This is a genomic window from Clostridiales bacterium, assembly GCA_030016385.1.
Taxonomy (GTDB): Bacteria; Bacillota; Clostridia; order Clostridiales; family Oxobacteraceae; genus JASEJN01.
Genome location: JASEJN010000064.1, coordinates 1 through 17917, shown reverse-complemented (window position 1 = coordinate 17917; position 17917 = coordinate 1). Strand labels below are relative to the sequence as shown.

The window sequence follows — 17917 nt, the reverse complement described above, 5'->3', positions numbered from 1 at the left end:
ATCCGGCTGTTAACCGGAGGGTTGTTGGTTCGAATCCAATCCGAGGAGCCATTTTATTTTTTTGAGAAATAAAAATTTTCCTACCGGCGTGGCACAGTTCAATTTCAAATATTTCTGTAAATATTCAAAATGGATATTTGCTGATAAGATTTTGAGACTAAATAGCAGAAAACATTCAGTTTGTGCCATTTAATATAGTAAAAATAACAAATATGGGTTTTGCAATTATAAAACATAAAATGTACAATATTTAGTATACTAATTACATATACTATACTAAATATTGTGTATTGGAGGTGCACTTATGGCCTTATCAAAAAATGCGATTAAGGTACTCGAGAAAAGATATTTAAGCAGAGATGCAGAGGGGAATGTGGTTGAAACTCCTGAAGGAATGTTCAGGAGGGTTGCGTCAACGATAGCCAAAGCTGATGAAAGGTATGGGAAGTCAGATACTAAAGCTTTAGAAGATAGTTTTTACAAAATGATGGTCAATCTTGAATTTATTCCGAATTCACCTACGCTTATGAATACCGGAAAGGATTTGGGGCAGCTTTCTGCCTGCTTTGTTCTTCCGGTTGAAGACTCTATGGAGGGGATATTCGATGCAGTAAAGAACGCCGCATTAATACATAAAAGCGGCGGAGGGACAGGTTTTAGCTTTTCAAGATTGAGGCCTCAGGGTGCGGTTGTAAGGACTACAGGTGGTGTGGCATCAGGACCCATCAGCTTTATAAAAGTTTTCAATGCCGCTACTGAAGCTGTAAAACAAGGGGGAAGACGAAGGGGTGCCAATATGGCGATACTTCGTGTAGACCACCCCGATATACTCGATTTCATACAGTGTAAAAAACAAAATTCGGATATTACAAATTTCAATATAAGTGTCGGAATAACTGAAGAGTTTATGAAAGCAGTAGAAAGTGGAGAGGATTATAACTTGGTAGATCCTCATACGAAGAAAGTTACGGATCGATTAAATGCAAAAAAAGTATTCGATCTTATAGTCGATATGGCATGGAATAACGGAGAACCGGGAATAGTTTTCCTGGATAGACTGAACCGTGACAATCCGACTCCCGGACTTGGCGAGATAGAGAGTACAAATCCATGTGTAACCGGAGATACCTTAGTCGAAACAGAGAACGGCAAAGTAAGGATAGACAGTATAAAAGAAGCTTCAATATTGAGTATAGACAGAAAATATTACAAGGCATCTGCATTTAAAACAGGTATAAAACCCGTTTATCTTTTGAAAGTAAAAGGCGGATATGAGATCAAACTTACGGCGGATCACAAAATTATGACTATAAGCGGCTGGAAGGCAGCCGGCGATTTATGTTCGCGGGATATGATAAAAGTTTTGAATGGGAATGAGTTTATGTATTCCGAGTTTGAAAGCCTAGAATATCTAAAGGAAGAAGAAGTTTATGATATTACAGAAGAGGTAAATCATCTGTTTATCGCAAACAATATTGTAGTGCACAACTGTGGTGAACAGCCATTGCTTCCGTATGAGAGTTGTAACTTAGGAAGCATCAACGTATCAAAAATGGTTAAGAGGAATGGCAGCAAGACTGAGGTCAATTATGAAAGACTTGGCGAGGTTGTGGATCTGGCCGTGCATTTCCTCGATAATGTCATCAATGTAAACAGATATCCTCTGAAGAAAATCGAAGAGATGACTAAAAAAACCAGGAAAATAGGCCTTGGAATAATGGGGTTTGCGGATCTTCTTATAGAGCTTGGAATACCTTATAATTCCGATGAAGGTGTTGAATTTGCGGAAAATCTGATGAAATTCATAAATGATAAATCGAAGGAGACATCGAGAAAGCTTGGCAAAATAAGGGGGGCATTTCCTGCAATAGAGGACAGTATCTATAAAGGTGATGTCATAAGAAATGCTACAACGACGACTATAGCCCCGACAGGAACTATAAGCATTATAGCCGGGTGCTCCAGCGGCATCGAGCCTTTATTTGCTATTTCATATGTAAGAAATGTTATGGATAACAACAAATTGGTTGAAGTCCATCCTGTATTTGAAGAAGCCGCAAAGAAGAGAGGCATTTATACGGAAGAGCTTATGAGGGAAATTGCAAAGGCTGGGAGCCTATCGGGCCTCGATGTTCCTGAAGATATGAAAAAAGTATTTGTGACAGCACATGACATAGATCCCTACTGGCATATAAAGATGCAGTCTGCGTTTCAGAAGCATACTGACAATGCCGTCTCAAAAACAGTTAATTTCAGGCATGATGCCACACGCGATGATGTAAGGGAAGTATTTATGCTTGCATATAAGTTGGGATGTAAGGGCGTCACAATTTACAGGGATGGAAGCCGCGATACCCAGGTATTGAATATTGGCGGTACGGAAAAGAAAGAGGGGCATGAAGATTTTAAGATTGTCCCAAGACAGAGACCTGAAATTACCACCGGCATTACGGAAAAAGTCAGGGTAGGCTGTGGAAGTTTGTACATTACGGTGAATTACGATGACAACGGCATATGCGAGGTATTTACGAATGTAGGAAAGGCAGGCGGATGCCCATCCCAGTCTGAGGCAGCAAGCAGGCTTATATCCATTGCGTTAAGATCTGGAATTGATGTCAAAGAAATAATAGGACAGTTAAAGGGTATACGTTGCCATTCCACCATAAGGCAGAAGGCGAATAATAAGGATATAAAGGTGCTTTCCTGTCCCGATGCCATAGCTAAAACTATAGAAAGGGTAATGAATTTACAGTCATCTTCGGATAAATATGATTCTGAAGTATCTGAAGAGGATGGGCCGGATATATCGCCATTGCAGGAAGTATCGATAGGGCTGGATGATAAAAAGGGGCCAAGATGTCCTGAGTGCGGGGGACATATAACACACCAGGATGGTTGTGTTATATGTCCGTCATGCGGATATTCAAAGTGCCATTAAAGAAATAAGCTGTCAGGTAATTCCTGACAGCTTATTTCTTTAATGGCTAAAAAAATCATTTCATTAAATATTTGTCTATGCATTTTGCCGCGTTGATACCGTCGCTTATTGCCCGGACGACTAAGGATTGGCCAGTTCTCATATCGCCGGCGGCAAACATTCCGTCTATTGATGCCATATAATCTTCATCGGTTTTAATGTTGCCTTTAGCATCAAACTGTAAATTTAATCTGTCGGCAATGCTTTCATGCTCACAATGCAAAAATCCCATACAGAGTATTATCATATCTGCCTGCTGTTCAAATTCAGAGCCTTGGATCTCTTTCATTGTCATGCCGTTTGCATCCTTTTCCCATGAGACATCTTTGGATATGACAGATTTGACTTTTCCGCCTTCACCGATGATTTTCTTTGCAGATATACACCATTTTCTGATGCAACCCTCTTCATGGGAGGATGTAGTTTTAAGCGTCTTGGGAAAGTCGGGCCATGGCATGGTTTCATCCCTCACCTCAGGTGGCTTTGGCATTATCTCATATTGATAAACTTTTTTTGCGCCTTGCCTTACTGCAGTGCCTATGCAATCGGAACCTGTGTCACCGCCTCCTATTATGACTACTGTTTTGCCTTTTGCGCTTATTTCATTGCTAGCAATGCTTTTACCTGCATTTTTCCTGTTCTGCTGTGTGAGATAATCTACTGCAAAATATACTCCTTCGAGCTCTCTGCCTTCTATATTTAAGTCTCTCGGGACGGTGGAGCCTCCCGCAAGCAGCAACGCATCGTATTTATCCGATATGTCAAAAATGCTGCGGTTTTTGCCTATATATTCTCCTGTTCTAAATATTATTCCTTCCTGCTCCATTAACGATATCCTTCTGTCGATTATGTGCTTTTCGAGCTTGAAATCAGGTATGCCGTATCTTAGAAGCCCACCGACCTCATCAGATCTTTCAAACACGGTTACAAAATGTCCGAGCATATTAAGGAATGCTGCTGCTGCAAGGCCCGAAGGGCCTGAACCTATGATCGCAACTTTTTTACCCGTTCTTATGCTTGGAATGTGTGGAGTAACCCATCCCTTTTCGTAAGCTTTTTCTATTATATATAGCTCTATATCTCTTACGGAAACAGGTTGCCTGTTTACTCCAAGGGTGCATGAACCTTCACATAGCGCGGGGCAGAGCCTTCCGGTAAACTCCGGGAAAATACTTGTAAGTATCAACCTTTTATATGCTTTTCGCAAGTGACCGTTATATACCATATTGTTAAAATCAGGAGAAAGATTTCCCAATGGGCATGCCCAATTGCAAAACGGCGTGCCGCAGTTCATGCATCGTGCAGCCTGCAATTTGATATCATTGCCGGAAAAACTTTCATATATTTCTTTGTAATCTTTTATCCTTTCGCCGATCGGCCTTTCTTTCCTTAACTGCCGGCTGTATTCCTTAAAACCTGTCGATTTTCCCATATCAGGCACCTACCTTTAAAAGTTCTTTCTGTTCAAGTATTTTTTTATACTGAACGGAAATCACCTTTTTAAACATGCACATATACTTGTCCCAATTGTTTAGCATCTCGTTTGATTTTCTGCTTCCTGTATATTTTAAGTGCTCTTTTATAAGATTTTGTATTTTGTTTTCATCTAAGTTATTTATTTTATCGATTACTACAAGATCTGTATTGCATTTGTCTTCGAAGTCTCCATATTCATCGAGCACATATGCGATACCGCCGCTCATGCCTGCTGCAAAGTTCCTTCCGGTGCTGCCTATTACAACTACTGTTCCTCCTGTCATATATTCGCAGCCATGGTCACCGACTCCCTCGACGACTGCTTCTGCTCCGCTGTTTCTTATTGCAAATCTTTCACCGACAAGCCCGTTTATAAATACTTTTCCGCTCGTCGCTCCATAAAGAATGGTATTTCCTGCGATAAAGTTTTCATCCTGCTTATAAGCAGCGTCGTGTGGCGTTTTTAATATTATCTTTGCGCCCGATAAACCCTTTGCCACATAGTCATTGGCATCACCTTCGAGCACGAGAGTAAGCCCTTTTGCGCCGAATGCTCCGAAGCTTTGTCCGGCAGAACCTTTAAAATTGAACACTATTGTATCATCGGGAAGGCCGTCCTGTCCGTAACGCTTGGCTATCTCACCGCTCAGCATCGCTCCGACAGCACGGTTGGAGTTTTTAATCTCAAAACTTCCCCTGATCGGTTTGCCCTCGTCCAGTGCTTCCCTTGAAACTTCAATAAGCCTGTAGTCTATAGAGTTTTTAAGACCGTGATCCTGAGATTTTACACAATAGGGTTTTATTCTTTTCGGGATATCCGGTTTATATAATATAGACGAAAAGTCCAGGTATTTTGCTTTCCAGTGCTCCAAGGGCAGATTATCTTCGATCTTATCGACTCTTCCCACCATCTCGTTAATCGTCCTGAAACCTAGCTTGGCCATAATCTCCCTGACTTCTGAGGCTACGAACGTAAAGTAATTTATGAGGTATTCGCTCTTGCCCCTGAAGTTCTTTCTGAGGTCCTCATCCTGCGTTGCAATGCCCATTTCACATGTATTCTGATGGCATTTTCTAAGCATGCAGCAGCCCAAACATACTAAGGATGCAGTGGCAAATCCGAATTCTTCAGCTCCAAGAAGAGCCGCTATTACGACGTCCCTGCCTGTTTTAAGCTGCCCATCAACCTGCAGCCTTACCCTGCTTCTCAAGTTATTCAGTAGCAGTACCTGATGGGTTTCCGACAGGCCTAATTCCCATGGGATGCCCACATGTTTAATCGAGGACAACGGCGATGCTCCTGTGCCTCCGTCATATCCGCTTATCAATATAACATCCGCATGAGCCTTTGCGACACCTGCCGCAACGGTGCCAACCCCGACTTCTGAAACAAGCTTGACGCTGATTCGAGCCGAAGGGTTCACATTCTTCAAGTCGAAGATAAGCTGGGACAGATCCTCTATCGAGTATATATCATGATGTGGAGGAGGGGATATCAAATCTATACCCGGAACAGAGTGCCTTACTCTTGCTATATTTGCATCGACTTTTTTCCCGGGGAGATGGCCGCCTTCTCCGGGTTTTGCACCCTGGGATATCTTAATCTGTATATCATCTGCATTTACAAGGTATTCCGTAGTTACCCCAAAGCGTCCGGATGCCACCTGCTTTATTGCGCTTCTTCTGTTGTCGCCATTTGAATCTATTTTATACCTTTCCCTGTCTTCTCCGCCTTCTCCGGAATTGCTTCTGGCTCCCAACCTGTTCATTGCGATGGCGATGGTCTCGTGAGTTTCTTTGCTTATAGAGCCAAAGGACATGGCGCCGGTGCAAAATCTCTTTATTATCTCGCTCACAGGTTCAACTTCATTGAGAGGAATGGGTTTTTGATATTTTAGTTTGAATAGACTTCTGAGCGTGCATGGATTTTTGCTCTGGTTATTTACAAGTGCGGCATATTCCTTGTACTTTTCATAACTTCCAGATCTTACGGCCTTTTGAAGGTAGCTTATGGTACCGGGGTTGAAAAGATGGAATTCCCCTTGTTTTCTCCAGGAGTATTGCCCGCCGATATCGAGCTCACATTCAGGTCCCCTTATGTTATTGAACGCCCTATCGTGCCTTTTTAAAGTTTCTTTAGCTATGATATCTATCCCTATGCCTCCTATCCTCGAGGGAGTGCCTTCGAAATATTTATCGATAAATTCTTTTGAAAGGCCTATAGCTTCGAATATCTGCGCTCCATGGTAACTTTGGAGGGTGCATATTCCCATCCTTGAAAGTATTTTTAATATTCCGTCATTGACGGCTTTAATATAATTTTCCTTTGCCTTATCGGCTGAGATTCTCTGTATTTCTTCCTCGCCCACCATATTGTCGATCGTTTCAAATGCAAGATATGGGTTTACTGCTGTTGCGCCATAACCTATCAAAAGCGCAAAGTGCATGGTCTCTCTTGCCTCACCTGTTTCCACTATAAGAGAGACCTTGGATCTTGTTTTTTCCATTATAAGGTGGTGCTGCACAGCTGATACGGCCAGCAGGCTGGGTATGGCAGCATCGTATGAGTCAACCATTTTATCGCTTAAGATGATAATATTATAGCCTTCCTCAATCCTTTTTGACGCTCTTTCACATATCGTGTCAACTGCTTTTTTGAAGCCTTCGATACCTGTATCGTACCTGAATGTCATTGGAATCACAGTAGATTTAAAATCCTTGTTTCTAAGCCCTTTTATCCTCGACATTTCCATATCCGTAAGTATGGGGCTCTTGATCTCTAAAAACGGGTTTATTTCCTTATCTTTGATTAATATATTTTCATCGGTCCCTATAAAATTTATAAGCGACATAACTATTTTTTCCCTTATAGGATCTATAGGGGGATTTGTAACTTGGGAAAACAACTGCTTGAAATAGAAAAATAAATTCTGCTCTCTGTTTGAAAGAACTGCAAGGGGTGTATCATTTCCCATGGAGCCTATGGGCTCTTTGGCATCCCTTGCCATAGGTCCTATCAGCACATTCAAATCCTCAAGTGTATAGCCAAATGAAATTTGCTTTTCCTTTAATATAACAGGGTTTATACAGGTATTATCCTGAATACCGTAGAAATCTTCTATGTTTATTTTGCCCATTTTTATGATGCAGCCATATTGCTTTGCAGTGCAAACGGCTTTTTTAATCTCCTCGTCTTTCATTATTCTACCCTTTGAAGTATCTATTAAAAGCATCTCGCCGGGTTTTAATTTACCCTTCTCAAGTATCTCGCCGGGTTTAAAATCGAGCACGCCTGTTTCGGATGCGACCACTGCGATCCCGTTTTTCATTATTGAATATCTTGCGGGCCTTAGACCGTTTCTGTCGAGCACAGCGCCTACTGATACCCCGTCGGTGAAAGCGACAGCGGCAGGCCCGTCCCATGGCTCCATAAGTGAAGCATGGTATTCATAGAAATCTTTTTTATATTTTTCCATGGATGAGTTTCCATCCCATGCCTCAGGTATAAGCATCATCATTGCGTGGGGGAGACTCCTTCCGTCCTGCACCAAAAGTTCAAATGCATTATCGAGGGAGGCGGAATCGCTCCCGTTCAGGTTTATAATCGGGAAAAGTTTTTTTAAATCATCTTTAAACACGTATGACTTCAATATTCCCTCTCTTGCATGCATCCAGTTTCTGTTTCCTCTTATAGTATTTATTTCACCGTTATGTGCAAGATACCTGAAAGGCTGTGCAAGGTCCCATGTGGGGAATGTATTCGTACTGTATCTTTGATGCACGAGAGCAATTGCGCTCTTGAAATTTATATCATCGAGGTCTATATAATATTTCTTTATCTGATCTGCGAGAAGCAAACCCTTATAGATAACAGTCCTGCTTGAAAGGCTGCATATATAGAAATATTCAGCTCCTCTTTTTAAAAGCTTCTTGACCTCGCTTTCGGCTCTTTTTCTTATCACATATAGTTTTCTTTCAAATTCCATGCGGGTTTTGCAGCTGCTTTTGATAAACACCTGCCTTATGACGGGTTCCGTTCCCTTTGCAGTCTCGCCTATGACGCTATTGTTCACAGGGACACTCCTCCACCCCAAGGATTTTTGTTCTTCGTCTTCGGCTATCCTTTCGACTATCCCTTCGCATTGGAACCTTAATGCAGGCTCTCTGGGAAGAAAAATCATGCCGACTGCATATTCACCTGCAGACGGCAAATCTATACCTATGCTTTCACAGTTTATCCTGAAAAATTCATCGGGTATCTGTACGAGTATGCCGGCGCCATCTCCGGTTTTAGGGTCTGAACCTACAGCACCCCTGTGTGTTAAATTTACGAGTATCTTGAGTCCTTTTTTTACAATATCATGTGTTTTTTCTCCCTTGATGTTTACGGCAAAACCGACGCCGCAGCTATCCTTTTCATATTCGGGATCATAAAGCCCCTGTTTTTGTGGTAAACCTGTAATCTGCTTCATTGGGGCACCTCCAATTGATATTATTGATTTGTTATATGGATACAAATAGCCATATATATTAATTATAATATAAATATGCAGCATTACAATAATAATCCTGCAAAAATATTATATTTTAATATTGCAAAATTATGGATAAATATTTATTTTATAATGATGAATACAGAGAAATTAACAAATACAGGGTATCAACTTTTTTTATATAAATAAGAAATTTAAAAAAATTTGCTGCCCATTTGATATAATAATGAACGTTTATTTTCTGTATATTGCAAATAATATTTATTCAGAACAAGTTTGCAGGTTCTTTAGACTTATAAGTCGCCTTCGATTAGTAATTTGAAATCAGGCATAAATAGGATTATGTTATTTTGAACAACGAATGAGCATTATGAAAGTTTTGATAAGTTCTTGGCCTGCTGCCGCATAAGAATCCTTAGAGCTTTTGAATGTCTGAGCAAGGCGAGTTTCAAAAGCTCTTGGATTCTTAAGGCTGCTGGCCTTAGAACTTACAAAACTTGAATCTGGCGAATGAGTGTTCAAAATAACATAAGCTTATAATACGAATCGAAGATAGCTTAGCGATTGAAATAATATTCTTCAGATAGTATTTATACGGTCAACAATTCACAATTTTTTATTGATATAGATTAAAAATTGTTTCATAATAGAGATGTATGTTCGCACAAATGATACAAAAAGATTAATCAGGTTTAAAACCATGCCATAAGGAGTGCTTTACGTGAAACTAAAAGAAGTCGCAAAAACATATTCAGGACTGCCGAAGGGTATTTATATAATATTCATATCACGTGTGGTCAACAAGATGGGGAACTTTGTCTATCCTCTTATGACATTGCTGCTTACTATAAAGGTGGGCATGAGTGAGGAAAAGATTGGCTTATTTATGCTGGTATGCGCTGCCGTGCAGCTGCCCGGTTCACTTTTAGGTGGAAAACTTGCAGATCATATAGGAAGGAAAAAAATAATTACGGTTTCCATGAGTATCGCAGCCGCAAGTTTTTTGCCGTGCGCATTTTTGAAGGATTACAGCCTTATGCCTGTTTTCTTTATATCGGCAGCTTTTTTTAACAGCATATCGGGTCCCGCAAGCGGAGCAATGGTGAATGATCTGACGGTTCCTGAAAACAGGCAGCGAGCTTTTTCTCTTTTATACCTCGGTATAAATTTTGGCTCCGCGCTGGGCTCTGTCATTGCAGCAATGCTATTTAACAACTATATGAAGCTCTTATTTATAGGAGATGCTGTTACATCGCTTATTGCGATATTTCTTATCTATAAATATGTGGACGAGACCAAGCCGACTGCTAATCAGATAGAGGATGGTTTTCGCAAGGATACCTTTGAGAAGTCGGAGAAAGGCGGGCTGTTATCCGCTCTTTTGAAACGCCCGCTGCTTTTGGTATTCTCGCTTATAGATACGATATATTCATTTGTATATGCCCAGAGCATGTTCAGCATGCCTCTTTATTCCAGAAAGATATTCGGCGATGTACTTGGCCCCCAGTATTACGGGACATTTAATATGGTGAACTGCCTTTTTGTGATATTTGCGACTACAATTATTGTTAATATCACAAAAAAGGTAAAAGATATATACAATATATCGCTTGCAGGAATATTTTTTGCAGCAGGATTCGGAATGCTGTATTTTGTCAATAGTTACTGGCCCTTTGTAATATCCACTATAATATGGACTACAGGGGAAATACTGAATGTAACGAATATAGGAGTATATATCGCAAACCGTACGCCTATGACGCACAGGGGCAGGTTCAACTCAATAATCGATATAATTTCGGGAACGGGGTTCGCCATAGCTCCTTATGTGATGGGTAAATATATAACCGTACACGGAGTCGGAGCTGTATGGCCGGTAATATTTGTACTTGCACTTTCCGCCGCATTCTTTATGATGATCCTTGGTATATTTGAAAATAGAAATAAAACTAAAGAGGTGTTATCTAATGGAAAAGTATTTTGAAGGATTGTCTTCAAAAAAAGTTTTTCAATATTTTGAGGAGATTTCGAAAATTCCCAGAGGCTCGGGAAACGAAAAAGCCATAAGCGACTATCTGGTCAAGTTTGCCAGGGAGCACGACCTTGAGGTAACTCAGGATGAATCTTTTAATGTCATAATAAAAAAGCCTGCATCTTTGGGATTTGAAAATGTCCCCGGAGTTATCATACAGGGTCATATGGATATGGTATGCGATAAAAATAAAGGCGTCGTACATGACTTTGAAAGAGATCCTATAAAGCTGCAGGTTAAAGATGGCATGATATATGCATCTGGCACGACTCTTGGCGGAGACGACGGGATAGCCGTCGCATATGCTCTTGCGCTTTTGGATTCCGATGATATCCCACATCCACCCCTTGAGGTGCTGCTTACGACGGGAGAGGAAGTCGGGCTTACAGGGGCAGCAAGGGTAGACTTATCTTCGATCAAGGGAAAGTATCTAATAAACTTGGATTCTGAAGAGGAAGGCAGGATTCTTTCAGGCTGCGCAGGAGGCGTAAGGGCAAAGATTTATTTGCCTGTATTATGGGAAGATGCCGATAAAGCCTTGATCCCATACAAAATTACCATAGGCAATCTGAAAGGCGGTCATTCAGGCGGTGAGATCGATAAGGAAAGAGCAAATTCCCACAAACTTATGGGAAGATTGCTTTACGATATGTCGCTCAATATGAATTTTTATATAAACAGGATAGACGGCGGTCAGAAGATGAATGCAATACCGAGGGAAACATCCGCCGTAATACTGATAAGCCATGAAAACAGTGAAAAGCTTGCCAAAAAGGCGGCTGAATGGGACGGCATATTCAAGAATGAATATAGAGCATCGGATAAAAATGTTACCGTTACCGCCGAAAAGTTAGATATGGATGTGGACAATGTTTTTACAAAAAGTACCGCAAAATCGGCTATCGGGCTTCTGCTTACGATACCAAACGGGATACAATCCATGAGTATGGAAATTAAAGGGCTTCCCGAAAGTTCGACAAACATCGGAGTTGTAGAGACATCCGACAAAAATATATCATATGAGAGCGCGGTAAGAAGTTCCGTAAGGAGCAGAAAATATTATATCTGCACACAGATGAAGGTTGTCGCAAAAAAATTCGGAGCTGATATCGAGTTTGACGGGGATTATCCTGAATGGGAATATAATCCTGATTCGAGCTTGAGAAAATTATTTATAAAAGTATATAAGGATATATTTGGAAGGGGAATGGAAGTAATTGCGACCCATGGGGGAGTGGAATGCGGTCTTTTTAAGGAGAAGCTGCAGGATGTAGATATGGTTTCCTTAGGGCCCGATATATACGGAGTTCATACGCCGGATGAGCATTTGAGCATAGCGTCGGTACAGAGGACATGGGAGCTGCTGCTTGAAGTATTAAAAGAGATAAAGGATATTAAATAGGGTTATGTTAAAGAGCGATGCCGGTTTTTGAACAACATGATAAGTGTTCAAAAACCGGCATTCTGCTTGAATATTACTTTAATATCCTTGGGATAAAATATGGATTCATAGATCGATACCTGATGATGGGAGGTTTATAACTTGCTGAAATTGATATGGCAGTAGCCGTTTGGATTTTTCTCAAGATAATCCTGATGGTATTCTTCCGCCAAATAAAAATTTCTTAAGGGTTCGATTTCCGTTACAATCGGCTCATCGTATTTTTTTTGCTCCTGCGCTGCAACTTCCTCTATAACTGCTTTATCGGATTCATCGACATAATATATTCCGGTCCGGTACTGCGAACCTCTATCATTTCCTTGCTTATTAAGGCTGGTCGGATCGATTACCTTAAAAAAATCACCGAGAAGTGTTTTCAAATCCACTCTCTCAGGATCATACTGTACATGGGCAGTTTCGGCAAAGCCGGTATCATTGCGGCATACATCTTCGTATGTAGGATTTTTTGTAGTTCCGTTCGCGTATCCTACGGTAACATCATATACCCCGTATATGCGTGATATGAATGCTTCCACGCCCCAGAAACAGCCGCCTGCAAGATATATATCCTTTAATTTGTTTTTATCATATTTTACATTTATATTAGGATTATCCGGAAAATGAGATGAACTTTTTTTATTATCCATTAGATGATCAGCTCCCTTAAATACTTTATATGATTTTGCGTAGTATTTCATTTTTCTCTCTAAATTATATCATACTATAGGCAAGAATACCCGTGAGTAAAGTCACGGGAGATGCATATTCTATACTTGAAGAATCTTCAATTCGTAATTCGAAATCAGGAATAAATAGAATTGTGTTATTTTGAGCAACGAATGAGTGTTCAAAATAACATAAGCTTATATTGCGAATCGAAGCCGAATAATAAAAAGGAATTTACTTTTTAAAAATATGGTTGTAAAATAAAATAAAATGGGCCGGCAAAGTATCGGCCTTTTGGAGGTTAACATATGGATAAAAAGATAAGACCTGCGGCAGTGCCTCTTGTAACGGTGGATTCATACTTTAGCGTATGGTCGATGGCCGATAATCTTTACGATGATGATACAAGGCACTGGACGGGGAAGACAAATGGTATGACAGGGATTATTGCAATTGACGGAAAGGTTTTCAGATTTTTGGGAAGCCGGATAAAAAATGAAGCTGTACTGGAGCAAAAGGACCTGGAGGTACGTCCCCTATCGAGCATTTATACTTTTGAGGGTAATGGCATAAGGCTTAAAGTGGACTTTACAACTCCGCTTCTTATGGATGATTTAAAGCTTATGTCAAGGCCGGCATCATATGTAACGTTTTCAATAAGCTCCATGGACGGAAAGGCTCACAGAGTAAAGATATATTTTGATGCGAATGCCGAATGGTGTACCGACACCCATGATCAGAGCGTGGTCTGGGGAAGAAAAAATATATCCGGAGGAATTTCGGATATGTATATGGGAAATGAAAAGCAGGATGTCTTAAGCAGGAGCGGTGACGATATAAGAATAGATTGGGGCTATTTTCATTTAGCCGTGCCGGAAAGGAAAAATATCAGCTATACCACAAAGATACAGGCAAGCGAGACAAAGGGCAGCTTCATCGATGAAGGGAAAATCAGCCCCGGCGATGATAAAAGCATGCCTGTTTGCCTGAATAGTAATATGCCGACCATGTCAGTTGAAATGGACTTCAAGGATGTCTGTGATGAGGTTTCATGTTTTATAATACTTGCCTATGATGATATAAAGTCCATAGAATATTTTGGCAAACAGTTGGAAGCTTACTGGAGGAAAGACGGGCAGAATTTTGACGGTATGCTCCATGAAGCCGCAGACGATTACAGCGTTGTAATGAAAAGGTGCGCTGATTTTAACAGCAGGCTTATTAAGGATGCAGAAAAATCAGGCGGCAGGAAGTATGCCGATCTGTTATGCCTTGCATACAGGCAGGCTATTGCCGCTCACAAACTCGTATCGGATGATAACGGGGAAGTGCTGTTCTTTTCAAAGGAATGTTTCAGCAACGGATGCATCGCAACTGTGGATGTAACATATCCGTCGATACCTTTATTTTTGGTTTATAATGCGGAACTTGTAAAGGGAATGCTGAGGCCTATATTTAAATTTTACAGTAGCGGCCGTTGGAAGTTTGAGTTCGCGCCCCATGATGTGGGCCAGTATCCAAAAGCCGACGGACAGGTATACGGTGAGAATAAAGCAAATAATCAGATGCCTGTTGAAGAATGCGGAAATATGCTTATAGCAACTGCTGCAGTATGCCTTAGAGAGAAAAATGCTATCTTTGCACAGAAGAACATTGAGGCACTGAAAAAATGGGCGGATTATCTTGTAGAAAACGGTTTCGATCCCGGCAATCAGCTTTGTACAGATGATTTTGCAGGGCACTTGTCTCATAATGCAAACCTTTCGGTAAAGGCTATACTGGGTATCGCTTCATATTCCATTATCTGCGGAATCCTCGGCAAAAGGGAGGATGAGGCAAAATATTTGAAGACTGCGAAAGACATGGCTGCAAGATGGAAGGAAATAGACAGGGAAGGTGACCATTATAAGCTGACATTTGATGGGGATAATACCTGGAGTCTTAAATATAATATGGTATGGGACTCTATTTTTCACATCGATATTTTCAGCCATGATATCAAGAGGGACGAAATAGCATACTATATCGGTAAAATGAACAAATACGGAGTGCCGCTCGATTCGAGGAAAACATACACAAAGACCGACTGGATCTTCTGGAGCGCTGCAATGGCGGATTGCAGGGAAGATTTTGATGCATTTGTAAACCCCGTATGGGACTTTGTAAATGAGTCGCCAAGCAGGGTGCCATTTACAGATTGGTATGATACTGTGAGCGGAAAACAGGTAGGTTTCCAGCACAGGTCCGTGATAGGAGGCTTGTTCATAAAGCTTCTTAAAGATAAAGCCGTTTAGAATTGGGTATATAAAAATTATTTAAACAATATATGTTCAATTCGTAATTTTACCTTATGTTATTTTGAACACTCATCCGCCAGATTCAAATTTTGTAAGTTCTAAGGCCAGCAGCCTTAAGAATTCAAGAGCTTTTGAAACTTATCTTTGCTCAGACGTTCAAAAGCTCTAGGGATTCTTAAGCGGCAGCAAAACCAAGAACTTATTAAACTTTCATAATGCTTATTCATTGTTCAAAATAACATAATTTTATTATGTTCATATCCCTTTTAGCCTATTTGAAAGCATAGTATTCCTTTCCGCTATTTTATTATTGGATATTGCCATGCCGATCGCTTTTTTTGTACCGATAAGTATAAATACTTTTTTCGCCCTCGTTATGCATGTATACAAAAGGTTCCTTTGAAGCATCATATAATGCTGGGTTGTAAAGGGCGCCACGACTATTTTATATTCGCTTCCCTGGCTTTTATGGACAGTTATGGCATAAGACAGCATAACTTCGTCCAGTTCCGTTGCATCATAATCCACATCGGTACCGTCAAACCTTATCTTAAGAGTTTTGTCTTCCATATTTATGTAACTTATTATGCCCATGTCGCCATTGAATACTCCTTTATCGTAGTTGTTTTTTATCTGCATGACCTTGTCGTTCAATTTATACAGTGTTCCCCCGTAGTGTATAAATACATCGGATTTATTAAGAGCATCCTGAAGGACTGTGTTAAGGTTGTGTGCTCCCGTTTCACCCCTTTGCATGGGGCAAAGTATCTGGATATCTTCTACTGGATCGACCTTATAATATCGGGGAAGCCTTCTTACGCAAAGGTCTTTTATAGTCTCGACAATTCTTTCAGGATCTTCTTCCTCGATAAAGAAGAAGTCGCTTTTTCTTCCACCCTTAAGGTTTGGGAATATGCCTTTGTTTATCCTGTGAGCATTCATTATTATAGAACTTCCCTGAGCTTGTCTGAAAATTTTGGTCAGGTGTACTACGTTGACAACACCCGAATCTATTATATCCTTAAGCACATTTCCTGCGCCGACAGACGGGAGCTGGTCCACATCGCCTACAAGTATCACTATGGTGTTATTCGATACTGCCTTTAAAAGATTGTACATTAGAATAATATCCACCATGGATGTTTCGTCTATAATGAGCACATCGCAATCCAGGGGATTATCCGGCCCTCTTTTGTATCCTTCGGGAGGTTTATATTCAAGAAGCCTGTGTATTGTCTTTGATTCCATACCCGTGGCTTCGGACATCCTTTTAGCCGCTCTCCCCGTGGGAGCAGCCAGCAAGACCCTGGCACCCATTCTTTCAAAAACTTTTATTATTGCAAGTATCGTTGTGGTTTTCCCGGTTCCCGGTCCGCCTGTCAGTACCATGAATTTGGACTTTGATGCGACCTTTATCGCCTCTATCTGAACATCGTCATATTTTATGTTTTGTTCTCTTTCAACTTTTTCTATGATATCGTCCGGATTTTTTAAATATAAGCTACTCTGAAATGATACAAGCTCTTTGATCCTCTTAGCAGTTCCCGTTTCACTAAAATAGAACGGAGGGAGATAGATGGAATCGTCCGTATCGGCTATGAGGGATTTTGACTGTATCATTTCATTTATAGCTGAATTTATCAACTCTTTGTCGGTTTCAAGGACCTCCCATGCTTTTTTTACAAGCTGGTCTTTGAATGCAAAACAGTGGCCATCCTGGGACAGCTCATTCAGCACATATATAATTCCTGAACGGCACCTTTCAGGTGAGTTTTTATCAAAGCCCATTTGCTGTGCTATCTTATCGGCTGTTCTGAAACCTATGCCCCATATGTCATCTGCTAACCTGTAAGGATTTGATTTTACCGTTTCGATGCTGTCATTTCCGTAGGTTTTAAATATTTTTACCGCGTATGCCGTCGATACTCCTTTGCTCTGGAGAAAAAGCATAACATTTTTTATTTCCTTTTGCTCTTGCCATGCCTTCTTAATCATTGAGACTCTTTTTGAACCTATGCCTTCAATTTCTTCAAGCCTGTCGGGCTCTTCTTCGATTATTCTTATGGTATCTTCTTTAAAATTTTTAACGATTCTTCTTGCATTTACAGGTCCTATACCCTTGATAAGTCCGCTCCCAAGATATTTTTCAATTCCTGCGACTGTTGCCGGCACAGTTTCTTTGTAGTCGAGCACGCTGAACTGTTTTCCGTATTTGCTGTTGTATTTCCAGTCGCCTTTAAGTTTCACGGCAGATCCGACGTTTACAGAGGCAAGGTTGCCTACAGCCGTTACGAGATCGTCGAATCCATTTGATTTGATTTTTATGACATAAAATCCGCTGTCTTCATTTACATAGGTTATTCTTTCAACTATTCCACTCATGTATTCCATGCGAATTCCTCCTGAAAATATTATATCATAGAACGCAGGATATCAGGGAAATTAAGTCCGGATTCTAAATTATATGGTAAAATTTGGTGAAATTTCAAAGTAAGTTCCACTTTCCTAAAGTAAATTCCATCTAAAGGCATTCAA

Annotated in this window: 7 protein-coding genes and 1 pseudogene; 4 read left to right on the top strand and 4 right to left on the bottom strand. The window is 40.6% G+C overall.

Annotated features, from left to right (window positions below; genetic code table 11):
• Positions 1-304: 304 nt before the first annotated feature.
• A complete protein-coding gene (locus tag QME45_12515) occupies positions 305-2938 on the top strand; it encodes a ribonucleotide reductase N-terminal alpha domain-containing protein (protein MDI6619470.1) in 2634 nt (877 codons plus the stop codon).
• 55 nt (positions 2939-2993) lie between these two features.
• Here the strand turns inward: QME45_12515 and QME45_12510 are convergent, their stop codons facing one another.
• Together QME45_12510 and gltB are read right to left on the bottom strand one after the other, a co-directional pair.
• Positions 2994-4409: a glutamate synthase subunit beta gene (locus QME45_12510; protein MDI6619469.1), complete on the bottom strand. Its 1416-nt coding sequence runs from the start codon at positions 4407-4409 to the stop codon at positions 2994-2996.
• Between the two features lies 1 nt (position 4410).
• Complete coding sequence (gene gltB / locus QME45_12505) at positions 4411-8925, bottom strand: glutamate synthase large subunit (protein ID MDI6619468.1); 4515 nt, start codon at positions 8923-8925, stop codon at positions 4411-4413.
• A gap of 742 nt (positions 8926-9667) precedes the next feature.
• Between gltB and QME45_12500 the strand changes: the two genes are divergently transcribed.
• Entirely contained in the window at positions 9668-10930 is a 1263-nt protein-coding gene (locus QME45_12500) for an MFS transporter (GenBank protein ID MDI6619467.1), read from the top strand.
• A complete protein-coding gene (locus tag QME45_12495) occupies positions 10914-12380 on the top strand; it encodes an aminoacyl-histidine dipeptidase (GenBank protein ID MDI6619466.1) in 1467 nt (488 codons plus the stop codon). The genes QME45_12500 and QME45_12495 overlap by 17 nt, the downstream gene beginning before the upstream one ends.
• Positions 12381-12523: 143 nt before the next feature.
• Here QME45_12495 and msrA read toward each other — a convergent pair.
• A pseudogene (gene msrA, locus QME45_12490) lies at positions 12524-13066 on the bottom strand (peptide-methionine (S)-S-oxide reductase MsrA).
• Between the two features lie 327 nt (positions 13067-13393).
• Between msrA and QME45_12485 the strand changes: the two are divergent.
• Positions 13394-15379, top strand: coding sequence for a DUF4965 domain-containing protein (locus tag QME45_12485; protein ID MDI6619465.1), 1986 nt, complete (start codon positions 13394-13396; stop codon positions 15377-15379).
• Between the two features lie 258 nt (positions 15380-15637).
• On the opposite strand, the gene QME45_12480 is transcribed toward QME45_12485, so the two are convergent.
• Entirely contained in the window at positions 15638-17773 is a 2136-nt protein-coding gene (locus QME45_12480) for an ATP-dependent RecD-like DNA helicase (GenBank protein ID MDI6619464.1), read from the bottom strand.
• Between the last annotated feature and the right edge of the window lie 144 nt (positions 17774-17917).

Bases quoted from the DNA above. Each gene is read 5' to 3' on its own strand.
- QME45_12515 (MDI6619470.1), top strand. From the start codon at position 305: ATGGCCTTATCAAAAAATGCGATTAAGGTACTCGAGAAAAGATATTTA.
- QME45_12485 (MDI6619465.1), top strand. From the start codon at position 13,394: ATGGATAAAAAGATAAGACCTGCGGCAGTGCCTCTTGTAACGGTGGAT.
- gltB (MDI6619468.1), bottom strand. From the start codon at position 8,925: ATGAAGCAGATTACAGGTTTACCACAAAAACAGGGGCTTTATGATCCC.
- QME45_12480 (MDI6619464.1), bottom strand. From the start codon at position 17,773: ATGGAATACATGAGTGGAATAGTTGAAAGAATAACCTATGTAAATGAA.
- QME45_12495 (MDI6619466.1), top strand. From the start codon at position 10,914: ATGGAAAAGTATTTTGAAGGATTGTCTTCAAAAAAAGTTTTTCAATAT.
- QME45_12510 (MDI6619469.1), bottom strand. From the start codon at position 4,409: ATGGGAAAATCGACAGGTTTTAAGGAATACAGCCGGCAGTTAAGGAAA.